Origin of the sequence: Pontibacter locisalis, assembly GCF_042684605.1 — a bacterium.
GTDB classification, from domain to species: Bacteria; Bacteroidota; Bacteroidia; order Cytophagales; family Hymenobacteraceae; genus Pontibacter; species Pontibacter locisalis.
This window is the reverse complement of sequence record NZ_JBHULU010000010.1, coordinates 237,595-249,693: the sequence shown is the minus strand read 5'-3', so window position 1 is coordinate 249,693 and position 12,099 is coordinate 237,595. Positions and strand designations below refer to the sequence as shown.

Genomic DNA, 12,099 nt, shown 5'->3' with positions numbered 1-12,099 from the left:
GGACCGCCTGGTGACCAGAGGCTACGGCGAGTCGCGGCCGCTGGTGCAGGTGAACGAGCGCCTGAGCAAGCGCAGGACCGAGACGGCCAGACGCATCAACCGAAGGGTGGGCTTCCAGCTCAATACACCCGACATGCAGCTGGATATACCATAGTATCTAATTAAGTATAAGATAGTATCTTCTGCATAAATAGCCCAAGCAAAACAGGCAGCCTTATAAAAGGCTGCCTGTTTTGCTTGAGCTATTTAAGTAAGTGAACTCCCTTAGTTTGTTAAAGAGCTGTTTAAGGTGACAGAGGAGTAGCTCAGATGTTTCAATGCTAATATAGCCGTGCTTCTAGCTCATAGCTACTGCTGAAGCTTCGATTTTGTTTAAGGTGCCTGCAGAAGAGTTTAGGAATAGTAGCTATGCTGTTAGTAATAATTCACCATAAGGAAAGACAACAGCAGGTATAGCATTAACAAAAAGGCCAGTTCCCAAATATGGAGAACTGGCCTTTTTAGCTTTTTTGGTTATTTACCTTAATTCAAGGCTAAAGAACGGTTCTTCGTGTAAGTTGTGAGTTGTTTATCTGTTAGAACACTGTTTAGTTCTGCGAAATACTTGTTGTTTAATTCCTGAACTTTAGAATCGTATGCAGCAGTCTCTGTTGTAGCTTTTATAATGGCTACTTCTTCTTTATACTTCTTATTTAACGTTCTAAGTTGAATGTACTGCATTTCATTTAGTTGTAGCTCATTAATGATTTCTCTGTCTACTTGCTTAATAAGAATAGCCAGTGCTACCTTCTTTTCGCTAGAGCTGTTGTTGCCATTGGAAGCTGCAGCTTCTAGGCTTGTAGAAACCAGAAATATTGAAGTTACTGCTAAAAGGGTAAAGTACTTTTTCATCTTAACTTAATTGCATTCTTAGGTTCGATGCAACTAAATCAACCATTGTGCCAAAAATAAATATATTCCTATATATAGCTTTAAAGCTTATAAAAGGCAATTAAGCTTTTTTGAGCCTGAGAGAAATTCCCATATTGGGATGATAAATAAGGGTGATGGGAAAAAATTTTACTTTTTTGAGGCTAAAAGGTACAATATCGCCATGCGTATCGCTACGCCATTTTCTACCTGATTCAAAATAATTGAGTGATGGGAATCTGCAGCATCGGAGCTTAACTCCACTCCACGGTTTATCGGTCCGGGGTGCATAAGAACTATTTCCTTACCTAAGCTATCAAGTATTTGCTTGTTAATACCATAGTAGAGGGTGTACTCCCTTAGTGACGGGAAGTATTTCATTTGTTGCCTTTCTAGCTGAATGCGAAGTACATTGGCTACATCACACCACTCTAAAGCCTTACGAATATTCAGCTCCACTTTGACTCCAAGCTCTTTTATATATTTAGGAAGTAGTGTAATAGGCCCACACACCATTACTTCGGCTCCTAGTTTTTGTAGAGCAAAAATATTTGATAGTGCCACTCTTGAGTGTAGTATATCACCAATGATAACCACTTTTTTCCCGGCTACTTCACCAAGCTTTTCTCTAATTGAGAATGTGTCCAATAAAGCTTGAGTTGGGTGTTCGTGGGTGCCGTCTCCAGCATTAACAATATTAGCTGCTATGTGGCGACTTAAAAAGTGAGGTGCTCCCGGGCTAGAGTGACGCATCACGATCATGTCAACCTTCATGGCTAAAATATTGTTGACGGTATCTAAAAGAGTTTCTCCTTTTTTTACGGAGCTACCACTACTGCTAAAGTTTATGACATCAGCAGAGAGCCGCTTTTCAGCAAGTTCAAAGGAGAGTCGTGTGCGTGTAGAGTTTTCAAAGAAAACGTTTGCAATGGTAATATCACGCAGCGACGGCACTTTTTTTATGGGCCTGTTAAGTACATCTTTAAAGTTATCTGCTGTCTCAAAAATGAGCTGAATATCTTCTGGGGTGATGTCTTTTATACCTAACAGATGCCGGACGCTGAGCTCTTGCATGGGGAGTTATTTATTCGTCGGTTTTTGTAATAAGCCAGATGTTATCTTCTGGTGTCTTTTGATCTTTCCACTCAACCAAAACCCGCTGACTTTGCAGCGAATTAACATGGCGGCCCACATAAGTAGGTTGAATAGGTAAGTGACGTGTGTAAAGCCTGTCAATCAGCACCAGCAGTTCTACACTAGCAGGACGACCATAGGCTATCATGGCGTCTAATGCTGCCCGTACAGAACGGCCAGTAAACAGAACATCATCCACTAAAATTACTTTCTTACCTTCAATGTGGAAATCTATTTTAGTGGCATTTGCTGTGAGTGGTGAGTCGCGGCGACGGAAATCATCGCGATGGAAAGTTGTGTCTAAATAGCCCGTAGGAACTTGCTTCTCTAAAATGGAAGCGAGTGTTTTTTGCAAACGCTCTGCTACAAAAATACCCCGTGGCTGTAAGCCAAGTATAACAGATTCAGAAAAGTCCCCATGATTCTCGATAAGTTGATGGCAAAGGCGCATCACCATTATTTCGAGAAGTTGGTGGTTAACTATAAGTCTTTTCTGCATAGCCTGAAGTCTTGCTGCAAATATAGGAGAGTTAATCTTAATTGTTAAACCGTTTGACGGTTATTTGTCCTCAGAGAGGATTGATGAGTGACTATAAAATTTAGGCTGTCTTTTTGCAGGTGTAAATGAGTTTATTCTTGTAGGGGTGCTGCGGGCAGTATGACAAATTTTTGATCGCTTGCCAAGCATAGACTTAGGCTGCAGCTATTACAGAATTTAAAAGCTGATTTTGTTGATGTAAAAGATAGTTTTGGCTTCTGCGCCGGAAGGTTTAATCCTCTGGAATCCGAAAGCTACAAAATTGGCTCCATACCAGTTTATGAGACCAGGATATTCTGTAAACTGTACCTTGTCGTTCTTGTTATAGAGTAAGATTTCCAGATCATTCTCTTCGTCTTCAAACTCGTCTTCGTGCATGACATGATAAATTATCTTTTCTTTGTCAGGGTATGCCATAATTACCCGCCCATCCGGTGAATACCCTACCTCAAGCGCATGATACAATTCAGGAGTTGATACATCTTTAAGTGGAAAAGTGTTATCCCAAATGAGAATTCCCTGCTTATCAAAGCCGAGAGCTACTGCATGGGTCCTCTTGAAGCCTTCGTGTGTTCTATTCTGGAAGGAAGATCGTGGGGTACTCCAAAAACTGTTGTTAGAACGGTACTGAGGGTAATAAATTTCTCCAGCCAGCACATAGCCCTCTGGAGTGGCTATAAGATCATGAAGTAATACTCTATATCGGAAAGTAGTCTCTTTCCCTGAATTTACCCGCGCAGACTCCCGGTTACGTGTTCGCTCCTCCCGGCGCGACTTCATGTACTTCAGGAAGTTCTGAAGTTGAAGCAAGTTGTAAAATCTTCCGTTACTGTATGAACTGGCAAGGGGAGAGGAAAAGAATCCCCTGGTATAGCGAAGGTCTCTGGAGCCATAAGTTCCTAAAAGTATTTTTTGGGTAGTGTCACCAGGGGTAATTTCAGCGTTTAAAAGGCTTTTGTCATCTTGCTGCAAAATAAAGTTGTTGCTTATGAGCTTGCCGAGCGAATTAAAGCTTTTAACCTGCAGCCTTGAAACCCTTCCATTAGACTCTGTCATAACCACATCTACACGACCACTAGAAGGATCTGCCAACATATCGGAAAAGGTAGATTCTGCGCCATAAACAGCGGGCAGTATTTTGGCCTCTTTTTCTGCAGGGTTCAGGTAAAGCAGGAGAGGCCTGAGGTTTTCACGGTTTCTGCCAATAAGGAAGTACTTGCCATAAAGCACATTAAATTCATAAATGGCGTCTACATCTTCAAGTGTATGTGTTGTGGTTTCAGAACTTCCATTCTTTAGGTTCAGTTTCAGAAAGGTAAACTCCTCCGATTTTTCCCCACTGAATATTATATAAGTAAAGGGTGCTTCGGTAAAGTGACGCACATATTCTTTATCGGGCTCAACAGTGGCAGAAGATTTCCAGACTTCCTCCAACCTATGATTGTATCTGGTGAAGTTGAAATCAGCCTTAGTATTCCAAACGTTACTGTTTTTGTAGTATAATAACAGGCTGCTATCAGGCAAAGCAATTACTTCTGTACGGGTTTCCTGGGTATTAAAAGGTAGCTCCAGGCGCACAGGTTGAGTGGGCTCCTGTGCAAAAAGAAGAGGTGCAATAGTCAGTGCAAGCAGCAGAGATAAAAGATAATGTACTTTAGCCATAATAGGGTGGATGCCAGGAAGTACAGGTAATAAAATGGCGCCTAAAGTCATTTACTCCATTTAAGCGCCATTCGTTGTTATATTTTGTGCTTTTCGAGGACTTTTACCTGTAAGGCTTAATTGCCTAAGGCAAGGAGCACATCAAATTCTTCTGCCTTAAGAGGCATAACAGATAGGCGTGACTGGCGCAATAAAGCAATATTTTCAAGACGCTTGTCCTCTTTTATCTGTTCCAGGGTAACAGGTTCTTTAAAGTCACGAAAAGGCACCAGGTCCACAACTACCCATTTGTCGTCATCGGCAGTAGGGTCAGGGTATGCCGCCTTTTCTACCTTGGCAATACCTACTACTGATTTTTCGGAAACACTGTGGTAGAACAAGACCAAGTCGCCGGGTTGCATCTGCTGCAGGTTATTACGGGCCTGGTAATTGCGTACGCCATCCCACATTGTTCTGCCGTCCTTCACAAGGTTTGCCCAGGAATATTTTTCAGGTTCTGATTTTACAAGCCAGTGCTGCATTGGTAAAAAGAAATATAATTTAAGGTTAAGTAAATTAGGTTTAAGAAGTAGGACAGGTGGTTACCAGCTTTTCTATTGAAGTAGAAAACTGCTTCTGTAAAAATTCAACTAATGAGCAAGCCGCCTACAAAGCCTTTGAAAAAACCAGGAGCGAAGTCAAAATTGATTATTAGTATCAACAGTGCCAGTAAAACAGTTCCAATAAATAGCCGCTTTGCTAATGGTAATTTCCTGTACTTAATCGTATTTTGTTTTAGTTGTTGGATAGGTTTATGGAGGAAGTTCTCTTCAGCTTTAGAATATTATCTTTAAGTGAAACAATCTCAATGATGTAGTTCTGTGAAGGCTGCCCGTTTCCCTTTATTTTAACCTGCACCTTATCCTTGTCTACCTTTTCCCATTCGCCGATATGTTCCTCAAGGCCATCCGTTGGAGCTATGTCATACTGTTTTAGAACACCTCCTTTTTCCAGTTCAAAACCAGTTCTTCCTCTTGAAGGTGGAAAGTCATAAGAGTTGGGCCGGTAAACCAACACTTCTCCCTCATCCTCCTCATAAGAATGAAGCCACGTTGTACCCATTAACTCCGTTTCAAGAGTCTCTTTTTTACAGGTATTGGCTAAAAGTAAAAGGCAGAGCAGGCAAAGTAATGAAGCGTATTTCATAATAGAGCATTGGTTCCTATGGCTAAGTTAGGGATTTCTTTCCTTATATAGAAGTACAGTAATATAAATGCCACAGTTAAGGGTTTGTGTGCTTTTTCTATCTTTGTAAGTATACGAGATAGCGCTTTGGAAAATAAAAAGATTATAAAGCTGTTTAAGCTTGCAGCTGAGCTGATGGAGCTGCACGATGAAAACCCATTTAAAGTACGATCCTATACGAATGCTGTGGGAGTACTGGAGTTGGTAGAAGCCCCATTGGAAGGCATGAGCCAAAATGAACTGGAAAGTATGCAGGGCGTAGGCAAGGGCATAGCGGCAAAAATCATTGAAATTAATACAACCGGTTCTTTTGAGGAACTGGACCAGATGTTGGCTGCAACGCCTCCGGGAGTAGTGGAAATGCTGCGCATCAAAGGGATTGGACCCAAAAAGGTCCGAAATCTCTGGCGGGAGCTTGGTGCCGAAACAGTAGAAGAACTGTTGGATGCCTGCGAACAAGATAAGGTAAGCAAGCTAAAAGGCTTTGGTGCCAAGACACAGGAGAATATTAAGCAGGCGTTACTGTTTACCCAGGAAAACAGGGGAAAGCTGCTGTACGCAGAAGCTGAGGCAGGAGCCAAAGAACTCCATCAGTTATTAAAAGAAGCCTTTCCCGAAGCAAAGGTGGAGCTGGTAGGGCAGGTGCGCCGATGTCTGGAGATTGTTGATGAGCTGCAGTTTGTACTTGCTACAGATAACCCTTTGATTATACAGCAGGAGCTGAGTGGACTAAAGGAACTCGAATGGAATGAAAGAGCTTCCGGACCTTTTGTATGGCGGGGGCAACATAAAGTAAGTCAACTCAAAACGGAGATCAGCTTGGTGCCCACAGAAGCTTTTGCCAACGAAGTAATGATTGCTTCTTCTGCGCCCGAACATTTGGTACTAGCCTATAAGGATGAGAAGAACCTGCTGTCATTGCTTCGTGACGAGAATTTTGCATCAGAAGAGGAGGTATACAAAGCAGCCGGTATGGCCTATGTGGTTCCTGAATTGCGTGAGGGTACAAATGAACTTGAACTGGCGCTGAATAGTAAGCTGCCAAAGCTGCTGGAGCTTTCCGACTTGAAAGGGATACTGCATAACCACAGTACATATTCTGACGGCGCCCATACCTTAGAGCAAATGGCTACATTCTGCCGCGATATGGGCTACCAGTATTTAGGTATTTCTGATCACTCTAAAACAGCCTCTTATGCAGGCGGTTTAAGAGAAGGAGATGTTTTAAGACAGCAAAGAGAAATTGATGAGCTGAATAAAAAGCTTGCTCCATTCAAAATTTTCAAAGGTATCGAGTCAGATATTCTAGGTGATGGCTCTCTTGATTACGATGAGGATATTCTAAGAACATTTGACTTTATAGTTGCCAGTGTCCATAGTAGTCTTAACATGGACGAAAAGAAAGCAACCTCAAGATTAATAACTGCCATTGAGAATCCTTATACCACCATGTTAGGACACCCGACAGGCCGTCTTTTGTTACGTCGTGAAGGTTATCCGATTAATCATAGAATGGTAATTGAGGCATGTGCGGCCAATAATGTAATCATAGAGATAAACTCAAACCCCTGGCGCCTTGACCTGGATTGGCGTTGGGTACAATATGCGCTAGAGAAAGGAGTGATGCTTAGTATAAACCCGGATGCCCATCATACAAGCGGTTATGATGATATGCGCTATGGCGTATTAGTCGGGCGCAAAGGTGGATTAACAAAGGAAATGACTTTTAATGCGAGATCTGTGGAGGAAGTGGAGAAGTACTTCAGAAACCGCAAGGAAAACATAAAGTAGTCACACCAGTACAAGCGGGTAAACAACGGCTCGCGCCAGAACAGAGCTTACAAAATGCCAAAAATCCTCATAATACGTTTTTCTTCTATCGGTGACATCGTTCTTACTACACCTGTTGTGCGATGTATCAAAGAACAGGTGCCAGATGCAGAGGTGCATTACTGTACAAAAAAAGCCTTCGCGAATATTCTGCAATACAATCCCTATGTTGATAAGGTGCATGTGCTCGGTGATAGCTTACGAGAGCTATTAAGGGAGCTAAAGGCAGAGAACTTTACTTACATAGTTGACCTGCACAATAACCTGCGTACCCGCATTATAAAAGCAAGGTTGGGGAAGCCAGGGCAAAGCTTTAACAAGCTTAATTATGAGAAATGGCTTATGGTTAACTTTAAGCGGAACCGCCTGCCAGATCTTCATATTGTGGACAGGTATTTAGAAGCAGCCGTAGCGTTGGGAGTAAAAGATGATGGGAAAGGGCTGGATTACTTTATCCCACAACAGGATGAGGTAGACCTGAAAACGCTTCCGGAGCCTTTTCAAGATGGCTATATAGCTTTTGCCATTGGTGCCCAACATTATACCAAGCGTCTGCCTACAGATCGGATCATTGAATTATGTGAGCGCTTGAAGCAGCCAATTATCTTACTGGGAGGCAAAGAGGATATTACAACAGGAGAAGAAATTGCAGCACACTTTCAAACAGACGGTAATCAAAATGCAACAGTTGTTTATAACGCCTGTGGAAAATATAGTTTAAGCGGCTCAGCATCTCTGGTGCGTCAGGCCACTAAAGTTTTCAGCCACGATACAGGGTTGATGCACATCGCCGCAGCCTTTCAGAAGGATATTATAAGTATTTGGGGCAATACTATTCCTGAGTTCGGTATGTATCCATTTAGAACAAAGTATAAAGTGCTGGAGGTAAATGGCCTCAGTTGCCGGCCTTGCTCTAAGATTGGTTATAAGAGATGCCCGAAAGGCCATTTTAAGTGTATGCGCGATATTTCTTTTGAAGACGTAACAGTGTAAGGGAAAAAATGGCTAAGAATGACTTAAACTGGCACACTACTGAAGCACATTTTCTGGAAGCATTGCTTTTGGCAACAGGGGGTGAAGGTAGTGTTCCGCTGCAAGAAGTGCTGTTAATGGCTGATGCAATTGATGGAACTGTGTTCACACTCGATGAAGTAGCCCAGGCTATGTTGAAGCTTTTAGCTGCAGGCCTTTTGACAATTCAGAAAAATAAGCTGATAATAACTCAGGAAGCTCTAAGCTTGATCGGTAGTGAAGCTGAGGTTGAAAAGGACAGGCTGTTGATACTGTTACAGACACGCGAATTAACGCCAGAAAGTGTTTCAGAGGCTGAGGCTGTTCTGAAAAGATATAAGCTGAAAAATTATTATCAGCAGTATGTAGAGCAGTTTGGCTAATAAAGTTATAAAAGAGGAGTCGCTGATTCTTTTTAGCGGCTCCTCTTTTATGCTCCAGTGTTTAAAACCCTGCTAAGCTATGAGATCTTATCAAAGCCCAGGTACGGGTGCAACACTTTTGGCATATTGATGCCATCAGGTGTTTGGTTATTCTCAAGTATGGCAGCTACAATGCGTGGCAGGGCAAGGGCGCTGCCATTTAACGTGTGCAGCAGCTGCGTTTTACCAGACTCTGTTTTATAGCGTAATTTCAAGCGATTAGCCTGGTAGGTCTCAAAGTTGGAGGCAGAGCTTACTTCCAGCCAACGACCTTGAGCAGTAGAGTATACCTCCATGTCATAAGTAAGAGATGAGGTAAAGCTCATGTCGCCTCCGCAAAGACGTAACACGCGGTAAGGTAGCTCCAGCTTCTGCAGTAGCCCCTGAATGTACGTGCTCATTTCTTCCAGTGCCTCATAAGATTTTTCCGGAAGGGTAATCTGCACAATTTCAACCTTATCAAATTGGTGAAGTCTGTTCAAACCCCGTACGTCGGCACCCCATGAGCCGGCCTCGCGGCGGAAACAAGGCGTGTGTCCCGTATTCTTGATAGGTAACTGCTCTGTAGGCACAATCATATCACGATAAATATTAGTGATAGGTACCTCAGCTGTTGGAATCAGGTAGAGGTTGTCTGCCGTAGCATGATACATTTGACCATCCTTGTCTGGCAATTGCCCGGTGCCGTAGCCAGAAGCTTCATTTACCAGGATTGGTGGCTGCACTTCCATGTATCCCGCCTGAATGGCTTCGTCTAAAAAGAAGTTAATTAAAGCTCGCTGAAGACGCGCACCCTGCTTTTTGTAAACGGGAAAACCAGCGCCTGAGATTTTATTTCCAAGCTCAAAGTCGATAATATCATACTTCTGAATCAGCTCCCAATGTGGCAAAGCTTCTTCATGTAAAACAGGAATTTCTCCGTGCTGCAGAACTACTTCGTTGTCTTCTGATGTTCTACCTGCAGGAACGCTCTCGTGCGGCAGGTTAGGTAGCTTGTATAAAGCGTTCTGGATTTCCTGTTCTATGGCCGAAAGCTGATCAGCCAAAGACTTTGTCCTTTGTTTTAGCTCTGAGGTTTCTGCTTTTGCAGCTTCAGCTTTTTCACGTTCTCCGTTTTTCATTAGCATACCTATCTCTTTCGAGATAGAGTTTGCTTTACCCTGTAATTCGTCGTGCTCGTGCTGAACCTGGCGGCGCTGCTGATCGAGCTCCAGCAGAGCAGCCACTTCCTCGGCCGCGTTTTTGTAGTTTTTCTTGTTCAGTCCGGCAATTACCTGCTCGGTCTGTTCCCTTAAAACTGTTAGCTGTAGCATAGTTTGTTGTTGTGTATACTTACAAAAATATACTTTTTTGAGTAGTTAGCGGCATTTAATAAATCTTTTAGAAGAAATCTGAAACTTTTTTCATAAAAGACAACGTAATATTTGTTAATTATCAGCCATTGCAATAACATTGCAGTGCAATTTATGAAAAGGCCCATCCTGAGCCTGCAAACTCTTTCGCAACCTATTCTATTTCCTAGTTTATAAAATAAATCTCTCGCTGTGTTCGCCTCTGCGTTACCTGGCAAGTTTAGTTAACTACCATACCACTATTTATGTACAACATTGAAGAATTGAAAGATAGACTTCTTTCAGAACTCAAGGAAATTGCTGAAGATCTGGGTGTTAAAAATTTTAAAAAGCTTAGCAAGCAAGACCTCATCTATAAGATCCTGGATCAGCAAGCCATTACCCCTCCTGAAAAAATAGCAAAAAAGTACAAACCAGCTCCTCGTACTAGCGAAACGAATCTTAACGAAGCTTCTGAAAGCACAACTGTTGCCGTAGAAGAAGCAGAAACTGAAGCACCGGCACGGACAGAAAGAAGACCTGCACGTGAACAGGTTGCCCGTAAAGAAAAAGAGGCTGATACGCAAACACTTGTACAAGCGCCTGCACCAGCAAAAGATCATGGGCCACAACAGACGCAACAGCGTGAACGCCGCCGTGATAACCGCAACGAAAGTCGCGATAACAGGGACGATAACAACAGTAATCGTAATGATCGCAACGATAACAGGAGTGATCGAAGCGAGCGTAACGAGAGCAGAAATGATAATCGTGATAACCGCAATGATCGGAACGATAGCCGTAATGAACAGCGCGATCAAAGCAACCGTAATGACAACAACCCACGTCGGAATAACCAGCAACAGGTGAGTAGCAATAATTTCAAGGAGTTCGACGGAATAATTATAAATGAAGGTGTTTTAGAGTTGATGCAGGATGGGTATGGTTTCCTTCGCTCTACGCACTATAACTACCTGGCTAGCCCGGATGATATTTATGTATCGCCGTCGCAGATCAAACTGTTTGGCCTTAAAACAGGTGACACTGTAAAAGGACAGATCAGGCCTCCGAAAGAAGGTGAGAAATATTTTGCGCTGTTGAAGGTAGAGACTGTTAACGGACGTACCACAGAAGAAATTCGTGATCGTATTCCTTTCCAGCACCTTACACCTCTTTTCCCTGAAGAGCGCTTAGAACTTACAACAAGACCAAGCCAGTTATCTACCCGTATTTTAGACTTGTTTGCACCTATCGGTAAAGGTCAGCGTGGTATGATTGTGGCACAGCCAAAAACTGGTAAAACAGTTTTGCTGAAAGAGATCGCTAACGCAATCTCTGAGAATCATCCGGAAGTATACCTGATGATCTTACTTATCGATGAGCGTCCTGAGGAGGTAACAGACATGGCCCGTAGCGTGAAAGCAGAAGTTATTTCTTCTACGTTCGACGAGACTGCTGAGCGCCACGTGAAAGTATCCAGCATTGTATTAGACAAAGCAAAGCGTATGGTAGAATGTGGTCATGATGTGGTTATACTTCTTGACTCTATCACACGTCTGGCACGAGCTTATAACACAGTAGTTCCGTCGTCTGGTAAGATCTTATCAGGTGGTGTTGATGCTAACGCATTGCACAAGCCGAAGCGTTTCTTTGGTGCTGCCCGTAATGTGGAGAATGGCGGTTCACTTACCATCATTGCTACTGCCCTGATCGATACTGGTTCTAAGATGGATGAAGTTATCTTTGAAGAATTCAAAGGTACCGGTAACATGGAGCTTCAGTTGGATCGTAAGCTTGCCAACAAGCGTATTTATCCGGCTATCGATGTTCCTGCATCTGGTACACGTCGTGAAGATCTGCTGATGGACAAAGATGAACTGAACCGTGTTTGGATTCTGCGTAAGTTTATGTCAGATATGAATTCTGTAGAGGCTATGGAGTTCCTGAAAGACAGAATGAAGGGCACGAAGAGCAACGAAGAGTTCTTAATTTCGATGAACGGCTAATCTTATATTACCATTCGTATAAAACAAACAGC

General features: G+C 42.8%; 11 protein-coding genes. 4 read left to right on the top strand and 7 right to left on the bottom strand.

The window, feature by feature from the left end; genetic code table 11:
- Positions 1–522: 522 nt before the first annotated feature.
- The 6 genes from ACFSRY_RS08050 to ACFSRY_RS08025 form a co-directional block, all read right to left on the bottom strand.
- Complete coding sequence (locus ACFSRY_RS08050; RefSeq protein WP_377505124.1) at positions 523–891, bottom strand: hypothetical protein; 369 nt, start codon at positions 889–891, stop codon at positions 523–525.
- 168 nt (positions 892–1,059) lie between these two features.
- Positions 1,060–1,983: an aspartate carbamoyltransferase catalytic subunit gene (locus tag ACFSRY_RS08045; protein WP_377505121.1), complete on the bottom strand. Its 924-nt coding sequence runs from the start codon at positions 1,981–1,983 to the stop codon at positions 1,060–1,062.
- Between the two features lie 10 nt (positions 1,984–1,993).
- The gene (gene pyrR, locus ACFSRY_RS08040) at positions 1,994–2,542 is read right to left on the bottom strand and encodes a bifunctional pyr operon transcriptional regulator/uracil phosphoribosyltransferase PyrR (protein ID WP_377505118.1); all 549 of its coding nucleotides are present in this window, start codon (positions 2,540–2,542) and stop codon (positions 1,994–1,996) included.
- A gap of 216 nt (positions 2,543–2,758) precedes the next feature.
- Positions 2,759–4,243, bottom strand: a complete 1,485-nt coding sequence (locus ACFSRY_RS08035; protein WP_377505115.1) for a hypothetical protein — start codon at positions 4,241–4,243, stop codon at positions 2,759–2,761.
- 116 nt (positions 4,244–4,359) lie between these two features.
- Positions 4,360–4,764, bottom strand: coding sequence for an EVE domain-containing protein (locus ACFSRY_RS08030; protein ID WP_377505112.1), 405 nt, complete (start codon positions 4,762–4,764; stop codon positions 4,360–4,362).
- Between the two features lie 253 nt (positions 4,765–5,017).
- Positions 5,018–5,428: a hypothetical protein gene (locus tag ACFSRY_RS08025; protein WP_377505109.1), complete on the bottom strand. Its 411-nt coding sequence runs from the start codon at positions 5,426–5,428 to the stop codon at positions 5,018–5,020.
- A gap of 126 nt (positions 5,429–5,554) precedes the next feature.
- On the opposite strand from ACFSRY_RS08025, the gene polX reads away from it, so the two are divergent.
- The 3 genes from polX to ACFSRY_RS08010 are packed head-to-tail and all read left to right on the top strand — an operon-like array spanning position 5,555 to position 8,691.
- The gene (gene polX, locus ACFSRY_RS08020) at positions 5,555–7,258 is read left to right on the top strand and encodes a DNA polymerase/3'-5' exonuclease PolX (protein WP_377505106.1); all 1,704 of its coding nucleotides are present in this window, start codon (positions 5,555–5,557) and stop codon (positions 7,256–7,258) included.
- Between the two features lie 54 nt (positions 7,259–7,312).
- A complete protein-coding gene (locus tag ACFSRY_RS08015) occupies positions 7,313–8,290 on the top strand; it encodes a glycosyltransferase family 9 protein (protein ID WP_377505103.1) in 978 nt (325 codons plus the stop codon).
- 8 nt (positions 8,291–8,298) lie between these two features.
- Positions 8,299–8,691, top strand: coding sequence for a hypothetical protein (locus ACFSRY_RS08010; protein WP_377505100.1), 393 nt, complete (start codon positions 8,299–8,301; stop codon positions 8,689–8,691).
- Positions 8,692–8,768: 77 nt separating this feature from the next.
- On the opposite strand, the gene serS is transcribed toward ACFSRY_RS08010, so the two are convergent.
- Positions 8,769–10,043, bottom strand: a complete 1,275-nt coding sequence (serS, locus tag ACFSRY_RS08005; protein ID WP_377505097.1) for a serine--tRNA ligase — start codon at positions 10,041–10,043, stop codon at positions 8,769–8,771.
- A gap of 284 nt (positions 10,044–10,327) precedes the next feature.
- Here serS and rho point away from each other — a divergent pair, with 284 nt between their 5' ends.
- Positions 10,328–12,067: a transcription termination factor Rho gene (rho, locus tag ACFSRY_RS08000; RefSeq protein ID WP_377505094.1), complete on the top strand. Its 1,740-nt coding sequence runs from the start codon at positions 10,328–10,330 to the stop codon at positions 12,065–12,067.
- The last annotated feature ends 32 nt before the right edge of the window (positions 12,068–12,099 follow it).